At 44.9% G+C, this 14966-nt stretch carries 14 protein-coding genes and 1 tRNA gene; 7 read left to right on the forward strand and 8 right to left on the reverse strand.

What is annotated here, in order from left to right:
- Positions 1-342 precede the first annotated feature (342 nt).
- Positions 343-1170 carry a hypothetical protein gene (locus tag J7545_RS10720; RefSeq protein ID WP_318701240.1) on the reverse strand — a complete coding sequence of 276 codons (828 nt, stop codon included), beginning with the start codon at positions 1168-1170 and terminating at the stop codon, positions 343-345.
- A gap of 212 nt (positions 1171-1382) precedes the next feature.
- Here J7545_RS10720 and J7545_RS10725 point away from each other — a divergent pair, with 212 nt between their 5' ends.
- From J7545_RS10725 to J7545_RS10735, 3 genes are all read left to right on the forward strand, one after another.
- The gene (locus J7545_RS10725) at positions 1383-2084 is read left to right on the forward strand and encodes a DUF4079 domain-containing protein (RefSeq protein WP_318701242.1); all 702 of its coding nucleotides are present in this window, start codon (positions 1383-1385) and stop codon (positions 2082-2084) included.
- A gap of 457 nt (positions 2085-2541) precedes the next feature.
- Complete coding sequence (locus J7545_RS10730; RefSeq protein ID WP_318701244.1) at positions 2542-4236, forward strand: GAF and HD-GYP domain-containing protein; 1695 nt, start codon at positions 2542-2544, stop codon at positions 4234-4236.
- 566 nt (positions 4237-4802) lie between these two features.
- A complete protein-coding gene (locus J7545_RS10735) occupies positions 4803-5039 on the forward strand; it encodes a DUF2811 domain-containing protein (RefSeq protein ID WP_318701245.1) in 237 nt (78 codons plus the stop codon).
- Positions 5040-5117: 78 nt separating this feature from the next.
- On the opposite strand, the gene J7545_RS10740 is transcribed toward J7545_RS10735, so the two are convergent.
- The 3 genes from J7545_RS10740 to J7545_RS10750 all read right to left on the reverse strand — a co-directional run bounded on the left by J7545_RS10740 (position 5118) and on the right by J7545_RS10750 (position 8529).
- Positions 5118-7436 (reverse strand): CHASE2 domain-containing serine/threonine-protein kinase, encoded by a 2319-nt coding sequence (locus J7545_RS10740; RefSeq protein WP_318701246.1) that lies wholly within the window; start codon positions 7434-7436, stop codon positions 5118-5120.
- Positions 7437-7501: 65 nt separating this feature from the next.
- A complete protein-coding gene (locus J7545_RS10745) occupies positions 7502-8323 on the reverse strand; it encodes an alpha/beta hydrolase (protein ID WP_318701247.1) in 822 nt (273 codons plus the stop codon).
- 104 nt (positions 8324-8427) lie between these two features.
- Positions 8428-8529, reverse strand: coding sequence for a cytochrome b6-f complex subunit PetL (locus J7545_RS10750; protein WP_271936917.1), 102 nt, complete (start codon positions 8527-8529; stop codon positions 8428-8430).
- Positions 8530-8632: 103 nt separating this feature from the next.
- Here J7545_RS10750 and aroB point away from each other — a divergent pair, with 103 nt between their 5' ends.
- Complete coding sequence (gene aroB / locus J7545_RS10755) at positions 8633-9772, forward strand: 3-dehydroquinate synthase (protein ID WP_318701248.1); 1140 nt, start codon at positions 8633-8635, stop codon at positions 9770-9772.
- Positions 9773-9780: 8 nt separating this feature from the next.
- Positions 9781-11004 (forward strand): URC4/urg3 family protein, encoded by a 1224-nt coding sequence (locus J7545_RS10760; RefSeq protein ID WP_318701249.1) that lies wholly within the window; start codon positions 9781-9783, stop codon positions 11002-11004.
- A gap of 14 nt (positions 11005-11018) precedes the next feature.
- On the opposite strand, the gene J7545_RS10765 is transcribed toward J7545_RS10760, so the two are convergent.
- Positions 11019-11141: a hypothetical protein gene (locus J7545_RS10765; protein ID WP_318701250.1), complete on the reverse strand. Its 123-nt coding sequence runs from the start codon at positions 11139-11141 to the stop codon at positions 11019-11021.
- 250 nt (positions 11142-11391) lie between these two features.
- Here J7545_RS10765 and upp point away from each other — a divergent pair, with 250 nt between their 5' ends.
- Entirely contained in the window at positions 11392-12024 is a 633-nt protein-coding gene (upp, locus tag J7545_RS10770; RefSeq protein ID WP_318701251.1) for a uracil phosphoribosyltransferase, read from the forward strand.
- Here upp and J7545_RS10775 read toward each other — a convergent pair.
- The gene (locus tag J7545_RS10775) at positions 11986-12915 is read right to left on the reverse strand and encodes an eIF2A-related protein (RefSeq protein WP_318701252.1); all 930 of its coding nucleotides are present in this window, start codon (positions 12913-12915) and stop codon (positions 11986-11988) included. The two genes, upp and J7545_RS10775, sit on opposite strands and share 39 nt — an antisense overlap.
- Before the next feature lie 220 nt (positions 12916-13135).
- Positions 13136-14293: a DNA-processing protein DprA gene (gene dprA / locus J7545_RS10780; RefSeq protein WP_318701254.1), complete on the reverse strand. Its 1158-nt coding sequence runs from the start codon at positions 14291-14293 to the stop codon at positions 13136-13138.
- Positions 14294-14383: 90 nt separating this feature from the next.
- Between dprA and J7545_RS10785 the strand changes: the two genes are divergently transcribed.
- A tRNA-Thr gene (locus tag J7545_RS10785) sits at positions 14384-14455 on the forward strand.
- 225 nt (positions 14456-14680) lie between these two features.
- Here J7545_RS10785 and J7545_RS10790 read toward each other — a convergent pair.
- Positions 14681-14966, reverse strand: a 286-nt coding sequence (locus tag J7545_RS10790) for a hypothetical protein (RefSeq protein ID WP_318719542.1), incomplete at its 5' end; no start/stop codon positions are given.

The raw sequence follows: 14966 nt of genomic DNA on the forward strand, positions 1-14966 counted from the left end.
CCAGCGATTTTTTGGGCAAGTAACCCTCTAACCTGATGCTATAGTTATGCGATCGCGACCATTGAGTTGAGGTTTTCAGCAAAATACTACCGAAAAAGGTCGCTATAGCCACCTTTGAGCTACCTTGTCACCCCTTGAGCCATTTTTCACGCTATAATGCCCATTTTTCCGGCTTTTCATGGGAAGGCACTCTCAAGGAAAATTTCGATTACTGTACCTCATAACATCGAAAAGTGCTGTAAGGCTGCCATATTTAATGCAAGAGGCTCCATATTGTCTCTCCCATCAGGTTAATTATCTACAATTCCCGGCTTCCATCATTATGCTCATTCTGCCACCATATTAATCTCGATTTTCCATCACGCCTACTAGGGATTGTAAATCAAAGTCGCGATCGCGCCCACTCAGGCAAATCCCCGAACTCATCACGGTTAAATCCCCTTTACTAATGGCAGAAACATGGTGTTCTCCATCCGCCGTTGTCCACTCTACTCGCCAATAGTCTCCTCGATCGGCAAATTCTTGTAGCGATCCTCCCCCTTGTTTCAGCGCTTGATTTAACCGACGGCGATCGCGTTTTTCCGAACCAAATTCTTCCTGCTGCCCAGCAACCAATTCATAAGTAATTTTCGCTTCTGGAGTCATGCCCGAAAATTGGAGTGTTTCTGGATCGGTTAACTGTTTTAAGTGCTGCTTGAGCGTATCCGTAATTTTCGGGTCTGCGCGGCGATCGACACTTTCAAACCACCAGGTAGCCCCATCTCCACGGGCGATAATCGTTTCAAATGCCCCACCCTCAGTAACCAAATTAACCGGAGTCGGTTGAGTAATGCCATAGCGTTTTCTCGCTTCATCTCCATTCACGGGATAAGCTAACCAAGTTTGTCCTTTGAGGCGATAACTGAGCCAAAATCTTAGGGGGTTGAGCAAATTTAAATACTCACTAATTTGCGGCAAAGTTGGCTCATCTACCCATTGAGCCGTCCGCGTATCGAGGGGTTTGAAAATGCCCCAGCCTTCAAAGTCCGCTGGTTGTGGTTGAAAACGATACGCGATAGAAGCGATCTTAGTTTTCACTCCTCCTCCCGCCACACAAGGTGCAAGAAACTCCTGCTCTTGTAATTCTTGTTCCTGGTTGGACAGTTGATTTAAAAGGTTGTTGATATCCATAAGCGCTACGCGCTGGTAATCGGTCACGGGTTAGGGGTAATCAGTCCCCCTTTTTCCCTGAAAGTTTTCCTGTATACCGTTGTAACCCATGGGTCAAGATCTCGCTTGAATCTGAGGTAAGGATTATCTCAAGAATCACTCAGAAAGAATTAATCTGCGATCGCCCCATCTCGAATAGGCTAGAAAATATCCATTAACCTCACTGAAAATCTATGGACACCAAAGATATACTCGCTATAATACATCCTACCCTAGCTGTAGCCCTCGTTTATCCCCTCATTGGTATTGTGGTTCACTTCGCCTGGCAAACTCGTCAACGACGACTGGCAATTGCTGCGGGAGAGAAAAGCAAAATTCCGACTATCGTTGGCCCAGATCATGTCAGAATTGGCCAGTGGCTCACGGGTTCTGTGGTTGGCATCAGCTTAGTTGCCCTTGCTTATGTCTTGTTTATTGATAAACCTCGCTCTAGTGCCGTTGAAACTATTTTAGTCGCCCTGTTATTTGCTGCTACTATTACCTCCTTAGTTTTTCTCTTTCGCGTTAGTAAACGTGGCTCTAAATTATGGCGAGGCGTATTTGCAACCGGTGCAGGTATGGGTCTAGTCGTTCTAGGTTGTCAAGACGGCGTGTTTCGACGGGGCTATGAATGGTATATTTCTCACTATTATTATGGTATTACTGCGGCCCTATTAATGATTTTCTCTTTAGCGATCGTACAAGATATTTACCGCGATCGCTCCCATAAATGGCGCATGGCCCACATTATCCTGAACTGTGTCGCCGTCTTACTGTTTTTCGGCCAAGGATTCACTGGTTCCCGCGACTTACTAGAACTTCCCCTCGATTGGCAAAAACCCTATGTCTATCAGTGTAAGTGGAGTACAAAAACCTGTCCCCAGTTAGGCGATTAATGCCGCGATCGTCAGGGGTTAATAAAACTTTACTTCACGTCAGTTTTGAATAACCTGAAACGTTTAGACTCTCTTTTTCTATAATCTCCATTCTTGGGTCAAATTAGCTGCAAAATTCCCTCGATCAAAACTGACATTATTCAATCAGGGAAACTTTACTTAACAAGGGGACTCTACCCCCTTGTTAATCGTCTTCTGTAATCCTCTCAATAGATAGCAAGCTAGAGTTGAAGTAATATCACTTCAGAGATAGACAACACAAGTTAGTTTAACTCTTTAAAACTTGTTGCAACTAATTTCAAGATATACTAGAAAAACCACTATAGTATTCTTACTTGGGTGTTTCGCATTACCTCTGAACCAAGACAGACGTGGATAGAAGATAGGTATACCTATCAACTCTCCAAAGTTCTATCGGGTGCATCAGTTCAGCAAAAGCCAATGAGGACTTAAGATCATGGATGAACAGCATCCCGAATTAGCCTGTTTAGTTGTACAAAAAGATGCAGATGAAGCAACTAAACGAGCCAACTTAGTGGAAGAACTCCTCGCTATTGGTACAGCTCTATCAGGGAGTCACGATTTACAACAGTTATTAGATCTGATTTTGTCCAAAAGTCGGGAAATTACCTCTAGTGATGCCGGAAGTGTCTATTTAGTCAACCACAAAGAAGATGCCCAAGAGTTAATTTTTAAGACCGCCCAAAATGATTCGATCTCAACCCGTCTGTTTCAGGAATTTGCAATTCCCTTAACTCCGAAAAGTTTAGCCGGTTATGTGGCTCTGACTGGGGATACCTTAAATATTGTCGATGCGTACCAGCTCCCCTCTTCCGTTCCTTATCAACTCGATCGCAGCTTTGACCAGGATTTTGCTTATCGGACTTGTTCGGTTTTGGTGCTGCCGATGCAAAATAATGAAGGGACAGTCATTGGAGTATTACAGTTAATTAATCGCAAACACCAACCAGATCTGCACATTACCGCCGCTAATGCTCTAGAGAACACTTTACCATTTAGCCAGTTTCAAGAGCAAATTGTGCGATCGCTCGCTTCCCAAGCTGCTATTTCCATTGAACGAAATCACTTACAACAAAGTATTGAAACTCTATTTGAGGGTTTCGTAAAAGCCTCTGTACAAGTCATCGAAGCCCGCGATCCGACCACTTCTGGGCATTCGGAACGGGTAGCAGAATTAACTGTTAGATTAGCTCAAGAAGTGAATGATATTCACTCAGGCCCTCTCCATTTAATTTGGTTTAATGACCGGCAACTTCAAGAAATTCGCTATGCCTCTTTGCTACATGATTTTGGTAAAGTCTTGGTTCCGGAAACGATTTTAGGGAAGCGGGAAAAGCTTTATCCCGAACAGTTAGAAGTGATTCGCCATCGGTTTTCCTTGGCTCAACGGACATTAGAAATGGAGTGCTATCAACGGAAATTTAAGTATTTGGTGGAACATCCCAGTCATCACCATTCAGAAGATACGGAAGAGTATTGTCCCCATTGCGATCGTTTGGCACAATTAGACCAAGAATTAAATCAGGCGATCGCCTACTTAAGAGAGTCTTTAGCCCTAATTGAAGACCTCAAGCATCCCTTAGCCATTGAAACAAAAGAACTCAAGAGTCATTATCAGACGTTCAAGCAGCAATTAGAAAAGATTGCTCAATTCACCTATCGAGATGTGGATGGTCAACAGAAACCCTTACTCAAATCCGACGAAATCGCTCAGTTACTGGTGGTTCGAGGTAATTTAACCCCTCAAGAACGGTTGGCGATCGAGGCCCATGTCACCCATTCCTACGAGTTTCTCAAGCGCATTCCCTGGACAAAAGGTTTACAAGATATTCCGGCGATCGCCTACGGACACCACGAAAAACTTGATGGCAGTGGATATCCCCAAGGACTCCATCAACAAGATATCCCTATGCAAACCCAAATGATGAGCGTTGCCGATATCTATGATGCGCTCACGGCTGCCGATCGCCCCTATAAGCGTCGCCTTCCCCTTGATATCGTCATGAAAATTCTCCATGAAGAAGCCGACAACGGCAAAATTAACCCCGATCTTGTTCTCCTCTTTGAACAGCGCCAAGTCTTTACAGCCCTCGGCCACACCTGGCCAAAAGAGAGTGTATCAGCCGCCTAAGAACAATGAATAATTAGCAATTAATAATGAACTATTACGTCTGATGGATTCATATTTTTATTCCCATTAGACGTAAACTCATATCAAATTCATTTATTCATGCTACACACCAATCACCGCGTCACCGCGTCACCGCGTCTCCGTATCCCCCTATCCCTCCATTCTCCCCATCTCCCTACCTCCCCATCCCAAAATTTGTAATTCTTATCATTTCCCCCTCTTTTCCCCACAACTTCCACAACATTTCCACAAGTTTCCCTGGTCTTTTCCACAACTTCTCCAGAATTTTACACAACCTTAATCTGACGGAACTCCTATCTCACCGTATCACTAGGCTTGACTTGGGGATTTTCCTCGAGGGGTGACGATCTCGATTCCCTATCCAAGAAAAATAAAGTTATGTAACAAAAATTGGCTTCAAACCCTTATTCCATCGTTTCTGTAACAAAAAATGATCGGCTTTTTTAATATTTCGCAACATTGACAAGACCCCCCATGCGTAGCACACAATAGAGTCGCAAGGCATCATGCCAACATCCACTCAACCCAACCCTAGAGGGCTGCATATGCATACTACAACTGTGAGTATTCTGGCAGAAATACCTGAAGACCTCCACGAATCCATCCAATGCTATTTAGAAAACCATCCCGATTGGGATCAAGAGCGGGTATTTTCTGCGGCCTTGTCCCTATTTTTGCTGCAAAATGGAAATGGTCAGAGTTCAGAGAGCCATCAATCTAGCTATCGGAAGGCAGCACGGGTTTATCTTGATGCTCTATTTAATATATCTGCTCTGCCTTAACGGGTGGAGGACATAATCTGGAGCAGACACAAGTGAATGAGCAGCGGTTATTGGATCTTTAGTTAGTTATCGTTATATTCAACCTAATTTTTTCAAGGCATCGATCGCCTCAACCGCAGAGGGATAGCGATCGCGGAAATGATAAGCTACCATTTGGTCTAAAATATCCATTAGTTCCACACTTACCGTTTCCTCAACCAAATGATGCCAAATCGCGCTACCACTGCTCCAATCTTGGCGTAACTTCTGGGGAGGAATGCCAGTTAAACCATGGATAGCAATCATGCCTACAGAGTAAACATCACTACAGAGTCTTGGTTGCCCCATCAATTGTTCTGGAGCAGCATAACCTTTTGTGCCGATCGCCACTGTAAACCGTTCTGTCTCTTCATCTAAATGGGGAGCAAACTGCTTAACTGCGCCAAAATCAATTAAACAAAGGCTGCGATCGCTCTGGCGACGAATAATATTACTGGGTTTAATATCTCGATGGATGACTTGATATTGATGGACAAACGACAACACTTGCAAAATATCCAATATTAGCGCCACCACTCGATCCACATCTAAGCAATGATTTTGTCCCAATTCTTCACTTAAAGAACTGCCTTCAATGTACTCTTCAACTAAATAAAACTCTTGATGTTCTTCAAAATAGGCAAACAATTGAGGAATTTGATCGTGTTGCCCGACAATCTCTAAAATCTCCGCTTCTGTATTAAACAATCGTTGGGCAACCTGAAAGAAATTCCCCTCCGTCTGCAACGGTCGTAGATGCTTAATCACACAAATGGGATGTCGAGGTCGCTGAATATCCTGAGCCAAATAGGTTTGCCCAAATCCTCCCGCTCCTAATACTTTCGTGATCTGATAACGTCCTCCTAATAGACTCATCGGTTGAGTCCATTCCTCTGTATTTGCCGGAGCAATTTGGGTACATTCAGCCTCCTCATACCCCTCAGTTTCTGTCCAAGTTTTCGTCTCTTCTGAACTTTCTAATTGAGTGGCATCTTGTCGTTGGGTTTGTTCCTCCAAAAAAGTTTGCAAAAGCTTCAAATCTTTCTCTTGTTGTTTTACCCGTGCAGCCATTTGTTGTTGCAGTTTTTCGGTTTGATAAGACCGATACCCAAAGACTCCACTACTGCCGATCAATAATCCCAACATGGGGGAAAATAAGGGAACCCACAGGGAAGATTGAAAGAACCACCAGCTACTTCCAGCTAAACCTAAGAGGGCGATCGCCAAACTTCCCGATAAATGCAACGGATGATTAATCTTCCAACTTAACACAGCACCCACTCCTGCCCACCCTAGAATCCAGAGGATTTCCACCCGATCTGACCAGGTTCTCATCAACGGTTGACCCTCTAAAGCCGCATTGAGAAGTTGGCTAATCATTTGGGCATGAATTTCTACCCCTGGCATTTGATGATTGCTTTCTTGTCCTCGGCTGTAGGGCGTATAAAAGTAGTCATTTAAGCTAGGAGCAGTGACACCAATCAGAATAATGCGATCGCGTATCCAACTCGGATCGACCCGATCTTGCAAAACATCGGTTAACGTTACTTTGCGAGCCACGCGATCGGGAGAATGATATTTCAATAAAATTTGATAGCCCTGAGCATCCACTCCCTGATAACCTCCCGTATTGGCTTGTAAACGGGTTAAAGGCACTGAACCTAACATCAGAGTCCCTTCAGAGGGTTTGACTTCAATATTTTCATCGGTTAGATAATGGCGCGTCAGTTGCAGCGAAAAGGCTTGTTTGACCTGACATCTAGAAGAAGGCAAGGGTCTACCCCACAACAAACTGCGACGAATTACCCCATCCTTGTCAATCACCACATCGGCAAATCCGAGGTTTTTATTCGGTACTCCGGGAGGGGGAGGAACCCCAATATCATCGTCTCCTTTGCTCAGTTGACAAACAGCTACGGTACGATTATTTTCCCCTTGTAAATAGGCGATCAATTGCTCGCGGCCGGGATTTTGGGGAATATCTCGATAGATATCTAAACCAATAATCCTTGGCTCATGGGCCTCTAATTTCTGTAAAAGCCGATCGATGGTTTCATCGGATAGGGGATACCTCTGTTGCACCTGAATATCCTCTTCCGTAACACTGACAATTAAGAGTCGATCGTCAGTTTCGGCGATCGCCCTCCACTGGGTAAACTGGTCATAGATCAACAATTCCGATGATTCAGTCCAGCCTATTTTTCTCAATGCCACCACTAATACCGTAGTGGTTAACGTGACAATAACCACTGAATTTCTTACCGTAACCCAATCAAGCCAGGAATTTTGGGAATCTTTGCAAATGGTTGAGAGCTTAGGCCAAATCTGCTCGCACACCAATGAGCGGCATCGCTGCCACAAAGGGAGGCTAGTTTTCATTCCTGGTTCAATCTTGCCCATACTCGCGTATCTGAAACCTGTAGCTGTTGCCTCTTGCCTAGACGCTATATTGGAATCGCCTGTCCTCTGCTCACTTCTTGTAGATTGTGGTTATAGAGATCGACTCTTCCCATCCAATCATTATGCCCTAACCCCTCAATAGGAACCAACATTTTCGGCGCATTAGCAACTTGGTAGAGTTCCTGACCATGGCTTAATGGAATAACCCGATCCAAAGTTGCATGGAAAATTAACACGGGAGCGCTGATTTTATTTATTTTGCCAATATTATTAAATTTGTCGAACGGAAATAGAGGTATCCAAGTTACAATCCGCAAGACAGAAATAAATGTATTTTCAGTCACTAAAGCTGCGATCGCCGTTTGGGTGGCTAAATCGATAGACGGGCCCCCACCCACAGAACGACCATAGAGAACAATTTGACTCGGAGGAATTTTCAGCGTTTCGGTTAGATAAGTATAGGCAGCGCGAATATCTTGATACGCCCCTCGTTCTGTAGGTTTTCCTTCGCTGGTTCCATAGCCTCGATAGTCGTAGGCAAAGACACTAAATCCCAGTTGATTCAAATGTTCGAGAACCGGTTGAATCATCCCCAAATCTTCAGCATTCCCATGGCTATAGAGGAGAGTATAGGTAGCGTTGGGGTTGGGGAGATATTGACTGGTAATGTTGATTCCCGGTTCAGAGGTGAGGGTAACGCTCTGGGGTAAGGTTTGATAGGTGGTATCTGGAGGAAGAAAGATTCTACTGTCTGCGATCGCGAAAATGTAGATGCAGAGAATGGTATAAATGGCGATCGCCGATCGCAGCAGACGGAACAGGGAAAATTTCCCAATTAACAGAGTTTTTAACCGTTGAGTCTTCATACTAACAAGGAATAGGGAATAGGTAATAGAAGATCGTCTTCGTGTGCCCCCATTTCCCCATCCCTGTGCCTCGATCGCAGTCGAAGGGCACAGGGTGGGTAATTTTAGATTAACTTAATCGCCCGTAGTCCAAACCATAGGGTCAGGGCTACACCAATCATGCCTCCGAGGAAAGCAAAGTAGGTAATGGCTCCACCAATGCTCATGTTTTTTCTCCTTTTGTTAACTCAGTGATTCAGTCTTGAGATTAATCCCAACATTCCGTAAACTAGAATACAACTGATTGACAAAGAGTTGAACCACAAAGCGATGATAGATGGATTGGTTTCAGGGTCTACGGTGCGGGTGGAGTTGGGGGTACTGTCTTATGAGATTGCGATCGCCCCAGCCTCTCTTGACGAACTTGGTCCTCGTATGGCTCAGTTTCCTTCGGACATGAAAAGCTTGGGGAAAAAAGTGCTGGTGGTGTCTAATCCTACGATCTCCGATTACTACGCAGAACAGGCGATCGCCTCCTTAACCCATGCTGGTTTTACCGTTTACTCTCATCTGATCCCCGCAGGAGAACAATACAAAACTCTCGACTCTATTCAAACCATCTATGATTGTGCCCTGGAAAACCGTCTAGAGCGCTCCTCTACCCTCGTCGCTCTTGGTGGTGGTGTAATTGGCGATATGACTGGGTTTGCGGCTGCCACATGGCTCAGAGGAGTCAACTTTGTCCAAGTCCCCACCTCCCTACTCGCCATGGTGGATGCTTCCATTGGTGGTAAAACGGGAGTCAATCATCCCTTGGGCAAAAATCTGATTGGGGCATTTTATCAACCGCGCCTCGTTTGGATTGACCCCCAGGTACTAAAAACTCTACCAGAGCGCGAATTTCGCGCAGGAATGGCGGAAGTCATTAAGTATGGAGTGATTTGGGATTTAGAGCTGTTTAAGCAACTTGAACGGTCAAAACGGCTGGATCGGTTTGAGGAGATTGAACCAGAGTTATTGAACTTAATTTTAACTCGTTCCTGTGAAGCAAAGGCGCAGGTGGTGAGTGAGGATGAGAAGGAAGCCGGGTTACGGGCAATTCTCAATTATGGGCATACGATTGGTCATGCGATCGAGAGTTTAACGGGTTATGAGCAGGTGATTCATGGCGAAGCCGTGGCGATCGGGATGGTAGCTGTCAGTAAAATAGCTCTGAAGATGGGATTCTGGGGACAAGATTGGGATCAGCGTCAATTAGCATTAATTGAAAAAACTGGCTTACCCACGCGCATTCCCTCACAAGTGAGCATTGAGAGCATTTTAGATAGCTTGCAAACCGATAAAAAGGTAAAATCGGGTCGCGTGCGGTTTATTCTACCCACAGAACACACGGAAGCAAAGATTACTGACCAAGTTCCGCCGGATATCTTGCGGGAAGTATTAGCCAGTTTAGGTGCGTCTGGGGGATAGGAGGATAAATGCAGGAGGTTATTAAACAGTTGAGATCGCCGCAAACAATTCGCGATCGCGCTTCAATCCTATTCGATTTAGCCCAATCTGACCAACTATCAAGCTTTCGCTGCCACTTATCCAAACTACCCGATATTGCGGATTACGTCATTGAAGTCATTCGCGCTGAATATCCCGATCTAAACGTTCCCTTTCATTCCCGGTGGCGACACTTTGAAGTCGGAGGCAACTCCCGTTTAGAACAACTGCAACGCTCACTATCTGGCTATTCCGATCTAGAGCAAGCTAAATCTAAACTCGATTTAGCTATTATCAGCGTCCTCTTAGATGCTGGTGCAGGGGTGCAATGGCACTATCAAGAACCCAACACAGCGAACACTTATAACCGTTCCGAAGGATTAGCCGTTGCTAGTTTTCACTCCTTTTGCCAAGGACTATTTTCCAGCACTCCAAAGCATCCTTATCAAGTCGATAGTCTCGCCCTACAAAACCTCACTCAACCTGCCCTAGAAACCGCCTTCCAAGTCACCCCTGAAAATCCCTTAGTCGGTATCTCTGGAAGACTGAACCTCCTGCAAAAACTCGGTAAAGTCCTTTCTGACTCCCCCCAATTTTTCCCTGGTTCTCCCCCGCGTCCCAGCGATTTAATCCACGGTTGGCTAGTACAAACCGAAAATAATCGTTTGTCCGCCCTTACTATTCTCCAAACGATTCTAGAGAGCCTTGGAGAAATTTGGCCTGGACGCTTAACCCTCAATGGCGTGAACCTAGGGGATGTTTGGCAACATACTGCTTTACCTAAAACTGGAATAGGCTCCCAATTCATCCCATTTCATAAACTCTCCCAATGGTTAACCTATTCACTTCTTGAACCTTTGCAAGAACTCGGTTTAACTATCACCGACTTAAATCAACTCACCGGGCTACCTGAATATCGCAATGGTGGACTCTTTTTAGATCTAGGGGGATTAGAAATTAAAGATCAATCCCAACTTACTATCCCTCATAAAGTCGATTCAGAACTCATTATTGAATGGCGTGCTTTGACCGTAATTTTACTTGACAAACTCACCGAAATTATCCGCCAAAAACTCAACTTAACTGCTGATGAATTTCCCCTGGTCAAACTTTTACAGGGAGGAAGTTGGACAGCAGGGCGGAAAATTGCTGCTCAACTTCGCTCTGGTGGAGTTCCTCCCCTATTTATTGATAGTGATGGCACAGTCTTCTAGTGCCGTGACACAACTCAAGGGATGCGATCGCCGCCAATCATGGTAATATCGGGAACAATGGACTGCTCTCTTAGAGTGTAGCGTAACTCTGGGAACGCTTCATAGGCACTTCCCGCGCGATCGATTGCCCCAGTCAATCGTTTCTGTAAAATACTACGGTAACCACAGATCGGGCATATATCAATGGCTACAGCTTATAATTATCAATAATCCACTGTCAACTCTACAGTTATCCATTCCTATTCTCCATTACCCAATTACCAGCGCGAAGTACTACAGCGCTTCTCGCTGTTATGGTGTACAGCCTTAAAGGCTCAAAGCCATGTACCACAACCCTATTCCCTATTCCCTATTCCTTATTCCCTAGCGCGAAGCGCTATATCCCTAATGTCCAACGTCACCATTATCAACCATCCCCTCATTGCTCATAAACTAACTCTCATGCGTCGTGAGGAAACCAGTACAGCTAAATTTCGCTCCTTGCTTAAAGAAATTAGCTTGTTACTTGCCTATGAAGTGACCAGAGATTTACCCTTAAAATTAGAAGAGATTAAGACTCCTTTAGGGGTAATGGAAGCGCCAGTTTTAGCGCCAGAAAAGAAAATGGTAGTGATTTCCATTATGCGAGCGGGACAAGGCATTTTAGATGGCATGTTGGAACTCATTCCTTCTGCGCGGGTGGGACATATTGGCTTATACCGAGATCCGAGAACCTTGATTCCCATTGAGTATTATCTCAAGGTTCCCCATGATGTGGAAGAGCGAGATATGTTCATTGTCGATCCCATGTTAGCCACTGGTAATACTGCTGTTGCTGCCATTAGTCGGTTAAAAGAACTGAACCCAACATCGATTAAGTTTGTCTGTCTATTAGCCGCTCCCGAAGGGTTAGAGCATGTTCAAGAAGAACATCCAGATATCCCAATTTATACGACTGCCATTGATGAGTGCTTAGACGAGCATGGCTATATTTTACCCGGTTTAGGGGATGCTGGCGATCGCCTCTTCGGAACCAAGTAAATTGGGATTTGAACCTTGGTTAGCGGTGAATTTGACAGGATTGGGCAAACGCCACAGAACAATAGAATGAGAGTCAATATTAGCCCACAAGTTTCCTTGAGCAGTAGAAGAGATCTCGCCACAAAGCTCTGACCAAAATCTCTCACTACCAGGGTTATCCCCTAGCGATTCCGATAAACCACTACAAGCGATCTCTGACCATTGGTCTACAGGCAACGGATCTTTGGCAAGATTAGAGCCTAACAACTCTCCAGTCAGCGGATTCCAAAAATGGACGATATCGCGATCGGGATAACGAGTCACTAAAAAGTTACCATCATCACTATAAGAGACTTCAACTTTTGACTGTATTGGTGTACTAAATTCTCGTCTTTTTTTACCCGTATTTAAATTCCAAACTTCTACAATACCATCCTCATTACCACTGGCAAAGGTTTGTCCATGGGGACTTACAGCTAAGGAATGAATTTCACGATCTGTATAGATAGTCATGTTTAACCTTAACATGGCTAAATTCCAAATTTTGATCGTTTTATCAGTACTGCCACTAATAAAAGTTCGTCCATTAGGACTAAACACCACTGAGGTAACTTTGGCGGTATGACTGTGCAGGTCACGAACCACTTGTTGCGCTCTTAAATCCCATAAATGAACGATCGCCTCTTCACTCCCCCCCACTGCAAAATTTCCTGTCGGACTAATGTCTAAAGCGGTAATAGTTTGGTCTGGTGTGGGGAGTTGTTTCCAAATCGTCGCTTTTTCCATGAGTGCATAGGATTGGGCGTTAATTTCTGTCTCTTTCACAGGGTTGGCATAAGCCGGTTGCACAGAAGAGATAAAGACCGTTGAGGAAAGACTTAAAAGAAGAGTGAGAATAGATCGCGTGTTCATAAGATAAAACTGAGAGACTTGTTCTAGGGATTTCCCCAACTATAAGAAGATCTATCCCCCAAGGTTCCGGCAAAACTGACAGTATAGGTTTTGGCTCAAGGAGGACTGACGAATACCATGGGCCAGCAGTTCCTAGAAATTGCTTGTCCAGCTTAACTTTCAAGCAGATCGGATTGCGATCTGGATAATTTTCTCAATTCTGCCTTGAGATAGGACAGTTTTAACGCTGGTATCTCATTCCAGGTAATTGGGACACTAATCCCAATAGCTCTAATTCGATTAAGGTTGAGGAGACTTCTGCTGCACTTAATCCCGTTTGCTGTACGATCGCATCCAGGGAAGTCGCCTCCATCTTTACGCCGTCTAATACCTTCTGTTGCAAAGGAGGTAATGAAGGAACAGGTGCAGGTACAGGTACGGGTTTAGGAGATGTGGAAAATAAGGATAACTGTTGAGTGGGTTCATTCTCTCTGGGAATCACCCGATCGAGTTCTGGAATTTGGGACAACAGGTCTAATACATACCCTTCATTGATCAGCACCTGTGCCCCTTTACTGATTAAACCCAGGCATCCTTTAGAGTTCTCATCATCAATTCGGCCAGGCAATACATACACATCCCGACCAAATTCATTGGCTAATCTGGCGGTAATTAATGCTCCCGACTGAGTCGGTGCTTCAGTGACTAATACAGCTCGACTCAATCCCGCCACAATGCGATTCCGTTGGGGAAAATGGGCCCGGTTGGGTTGGACTCCTGCGGGATATTCACTGATCGCTAATCCTTGTTCGAGGATCTGGTTATAAAGGGATTGATTGCCCGGAGGATAGATTATATCAACTCCAGTTCCCAAAACAGCGATGGTACGCCCTCCTGCGTCTAAACATCCCCGATGGGCTTGAGTATCCACTCCTTGAGCCATACCGGAGACAATTGTAAATCCCCGTTGGGCTAATTGTTTACTGAGGCGATAGGTCCATCGCCTGCCATAGTCAGTCACATCGCGAGTGCCCACAATGGCTACGGCTGGTCTGATTCCTTGATTTTCTTCGGGTTCCACTATTCCTCGATAATAGAGTACCGGTGGAGGATTGGGGATTTCTAATAATAAGCGTGGATAAAGGGCATCGCTAGGAGTCCAAAATTGAGGATTAGTTTGTAAATGCTGCTCTAAAAGGGCGATCGGATCGAGCTGTTTACGATGAGCTACCCAGGATTGTGCGGTTTTGATTCCGATTCCTTCTACAGAATTAAGGGCGATCGCATCCGCCTGCCACGCGGCTGCCAAACTGCCAAACCGAGCCTCAATTCTTTGTAGCAAAACCGGGCCCACCTTCGGCAATTGTGACCAGGCTAACCAAAAAGCGCGTTCTGTCATTCAACGTTGAGTTTGAATCTTTTCTTTTGCGTATTCCCTGTAAATTCTAGTCTAAAACCTAAGTCTATGCTATACTAAAGGATGGTAGTTGCCGATGTAGCTCAGTGGTAGAGCAACCGATTCGTAATCGGTAGGTCGTGAGTTCAAATCTCATCATCGGCTTCAGCAATTAAACTCTTGCAGTGATGGGCTTTGACTCTCACGACCTACCGACTACGAATCGGTTGCTGCACCTAATTTGCACCTAAAACCACCATAGCATCCTCCAAAATGGATGGGCAAAAAATAGGTTAAAGAAATGGAGAAAAATTATAGATGAAAGCATTGCCATAGAATTCCATCTATAAGTCAACCACATGACCATCACACAAGAATTCTCTATGGTATTCATAGATCAGGATTATCCACTCGTATCCACCAGTAACCAAATCTGTCCGTCACCCTCTGATCCGGCAAGATTGCTCTCATCATTCTGTGGGTAAAATGGCCTGTTTCCATCAGTCTCCTTTTCCCCATCACTTCACCGGCATAGGGATTTCGCTCTAACTTGGGAAAGAGGCTATCCACCTTAGCCCGATGCAATCGCCTTGCCTCATCGCATCCCGACTGGGGAGAAGAAACCAGCTCGTCATTCCCAAGTCGGTAAACGACTCCCCCTTTATCAAAATCAATC

It is taken from the genome of Roseofilum sp. SBFL, assembly GCF_017746885.1.
GTDB lineage: Bacteria > Cyanobacteriota > Cyanobacteriia > Cyanobacteriales > Desertifilaceae > Roseofilum.

What these genes read in the sequence shown, in the direction of transcription:
- J7545_RS10720 (WP_318701240.1), bottom strand. Translation starts at nt 1,170, where the DNA reads ATGGATATCAACAACCTTTTAAATCAACTGTCCAACCAGGAACAAGAA.
- J7545_RS10735 (WP_318701245.1), top strand. Translation starts at nt 4,803, where the DNA reads ATGCATACTACAACTGTGAGTATTCTGGCAGAAATACCTGAAGACCTC.
- J7545_RS10775 (WP_318701252.1), bottom strand. Translation starts at nt 12,915, where the DNA reads ATGAACACGCGATCTATTCTCACTCTTCTTTTAAGTCTTTCCTCAACG.
- dprA (WP_318701254.1), bottom strand. Translation starts at nt 14,293, where the DNA reads ATGACAGAACGCGCTTTTTGGTTAGCCTGGTCACAATTGCCGAAGGTG.
- J7545_RS10725 (WP_318701242.1), top strand. Translation starts at nt 1,383, where the DNA reads ATGGACACCAAAGATATACTCGCTATAATACATCCTACCCTAGCTGTA.
- J7545_RS10730 (WP_318701244.1), top strand. Translation starts at nt 2,542, where the DNA reads ATGGATGAACAGCATCCCGAATTAGCCTGTTTAGTTGTACAAAAAGAT.
- J7545_RS10740 (WP_318701246.1), bottom strand. Translation starts at nt 7,436, where the DNA reads ATGAAAACTAGCCTCCCTTTGTGGCAGCGATGCCGCTCATTGGTGTGC.
- aroB (WP_318701248.1), top strand. Translation starts at nt 8,633, where the DNA reads ATGATAGATGGATTGGTTTCAGGGTCTACGGTGCGGGTGGAGTTGGGG.
- J7545_RS10745 (WP_318701247.1), bottom strand. Translation starts at nt 8,323, where the DNA reads ATGAAGACTCAACGGTTAAAAACTCTGTTAATTGGGAAATTTTCCCTG.
- upp (WP_318701251.1), top strand. Translation starts at nt 11,392, where the DNA reads ATGTCCAACGTCACCATTATCAACCATCCCCTCATTGCTCATAAACTA.
- J7545_RS10760 (WP_318701249.1), top strand. Translation starts at nt 9,781, where the DNA reads ATGCAGGAGGTTATTAAACAGTTGAGATCGCCGCAAACAATTCGCGAT.
- J7545_RS10750 (WP_271936917.1), bottom strand. Translation starts at nt 8,529, where the DNA reads ATGAGCATTGGTGGAGCCATTACCTACTTTGCTTTCCTCGGAGGCATG.